Source organism: Desulfonatronum zhilinae (genome assembly GCF_900182865.1).
Lineage (GTDB): Bacteria > Desulfobacterota > Desulfovibrionia > Desulfovibrionales > Desulfonatronaceae > Desulfonatronum > Desulfonatronum lacustre.
The window spans coordinates 2501-5145 of record NZ_FXUJ01000058.1 but is presented as its reverse complement, the minus strand read 5'-3'; the positions used below and the strand labels follow the sequence as shown (position 1 = coordinate 5145).

The 2645-nt window shown below is 53.6% G+C and carries 2 rRNA genes (1 of these 2 cut by a window edge); both read right to left on the bottom strand.

Annotated elements, in window-relative coordinates:
• Window positions 1–4: 4 nt before the first annotated feature.
• A 5S ribosomal RNA gene (gene rrf / locus AC559A_RS18670) occupies window positions 5–119 on the bottom strand.
• Between the two features lie 110 nt (window positions 120–229).
• Window positions 230–2645 (bottom strand): 23S ribosomal RNA (locus tag AC559A_RS18665); it runs 540 nt beyond the window's last position.

Below are 2645 nucleotides of genomic sequence, written 5' to 3'. Positions count from 1 at the left end.
AATGATCTGGCGGCGTCCTACTTTCCCACGGTTAGAACCGCAGTATCATCGGCGCTGGAGGGCTTAACTTCCGAGTTCGGAATGGGGTCGGGTGTGTCCCCTCCGCCAAGGCCACCAGAACAAATTTGGTGATGGGTGGTTTGTGTTCAGTGGCATGAGAAAATCCTGGGTTATCCCGGGCACACGCCACACGTCACAAGTCACCATTTCATAGGTAACGAAGTATAGAGAGGTTAAGACTCACGGTCTATTAGTACTGGTCAGCTGAGCGCATCGCTGCGCGTACACCTCCAGCCTATCAACCTGGTGGTCTACCAGGGACCTTTAGGGAATCACTTCCAGGGAGACCTAATCTTGAGGCAGGCTTCCCGCTTAGATGCTTTCAGCGGTTATCCTTGCCGAACGTAGCTACCCAGCTGTGCCGCTGGCGCGACAACTGGTCCACCAGAGGTTCGTCCATCCCGGTCCTCTCGTACTAGGGACAGGCCCTCTCAAGTCTCCTCCGCCCACAGCAGATAGGGACCAAACTGTCTCACGACGTTTTAAACCCAGCTCGCGTACCACTTTAAACGGCGAACAGCCGTACCCTTGGGACCTGCTCCAGCCCCAGGATGTGATGAGCCGACATCGAGGTGCCAAACCGCGTCGTCGATGTGAACTCTTGGACGCGATCAGCCTGTTATCCCCGGCGTACCTTTTATCCGATGAGCGATGGCCCTTCCATGCGGGACCACCGGATCACTAAGGCCGACTTTCGTCCCTGTTCGAGATGTCTCTCTCACAGTCAAGCTCCCTTATGCCTTTGCACTCAACGGCTGGTTTCCAATCAGCCTGAGGGAACCTTTGCACGCCTCCGTTACTCTTTGGGAGGCGACCGCCCCAGTCAAACTACCCGCCTGGCACTGTCTACGGTCAGGGTTCACTGACCAGTATTAGAGTTTTAGAACAACAAGGGTGGTATTTCAACGATGGCTCCGCCCATACTGGCGTACAGACTTCATAGCCTCCCACCTATCCTACACATGATGCCCCAAAACCCAATGCCAGGTTATAGTAAAGGTGCACAGGGTCTTTCCGTCTTGCTGCGGGTAGACGGCATTTGCACCGCCACTTCAATTTCACTGAGTCTCTGGTCGAGACAGCGCGGAGATCGTTACGCCATTCGTGCAGGTCGGAACTTACCCGACAAGGAATTTCGCTACCTTAGGACCGTTATAGTTACGGCCGCCGTTTACCGGGGCTTCGGTTCAAAGCTTCGGTTGCCCTAACCTCTCCCCTTAACCTTCCGGCACCGGGCAGGCGTCAGTCTGTATACCGCGTCTTACGACTTCGCACAGACCTGTGTTTTTAGTAAACAGTCGCCCCCGCCGTTTCTCTGCGACTCTTCGATGCTTAGGGAGCAAGTCCCTTCACAAAAAAGAGCACCCCTTCTCCCGAAGTTACGGGGTCATTTTGCCGAGTTCCTTGACCAGAGTTTTCTCAAGCGCCTTGGGATACTCTCCCCGCCCACCTGTGTTGGTTTGCGGTACGGTCTGAAAGACATCTCGTTTAGAGGCTTTTCTCGGCGGCATGGGATGAGTCACTTCGTCTTAAAGACTCGTCATCAGTTCTCGGCTTAAAGCTTCGCGGATTTGCCTACGAAGCCAGCCTACTACCTTGAACCGGGACATCCAACACCCGGATGACCTACCCTTCCGCGTCCCCCCATCACTCAAACGATGTCTCACAGGTACAGGAATATTAACCTGTTTCCCATCAGCTACGCTTTTCAGCCTCGCCTTAGGGGCCGACTCACCCTGGGAAGATTATCTTTACCCAGGAAACCTTGGGCTTACGGCGAAGAAGTTTCTCACTTCTTTTATCGTTACTCATGCCAGCATGATCACTTCCCCGAAGTCCAGCAAACCTTCCGGTTCACCTTCATCCCGCGAGGAACGCTCCCCTACCGCGTACGTTCAACGCACACCCGTGGCTTCGGCATCGTGCTTAGCCTCGTTACATTTTCGGCGCGGAATCACTAGACCAGTGAGCTATTACGCTTTCTTTAAAGGATGGCTGCTTCTAAGCCAACCTCCTGGCTGTCTGAACAACTCCACTTCCTTTCCCACTGAGCACGAATTTGGAGGCCTTAGCCGACGGTCTGGGCTGTTTCCCTCTTGACTATGGACCTTCTCACCCACAGTCTGACTCCCAGGATAAAACGCACGGCATTCGGAGTTTGATAGGGTTTGGTAACCTGGTGGGGCCCCTAGCCCTTTCAGTGCTCTACCTCCGTGCGCGAATTACCTGAGGCTATACCTCAATATATTTCGGGGAGAACCAGCTATCACCGAGTTTGATTGGTCTTTCACCCCTATCCACAGGTCATCCAAAAGGTTTTCAGCCCTTATTGGTTCGAGCCTCCACTTGGTTTTACCCAAGCTTCACTCTGCCCATGGATAGATCACTCGGTTTCGGGTCTTATCCGCAGTACTCAATCGCCCTATTCAGACTCGCTTTCGCTGCGGCTACGCCTCAGAAAGGCTTAACCTCGCACTACAAATAAACTCGCTGGCTCATTATGCAAAAGGCACGCTCTCACCCTGAACGTCTTCCGAAGAAAACGCCCAATGGCTCGAACCGCTTGTAGGCAATTGGTTTCAGGT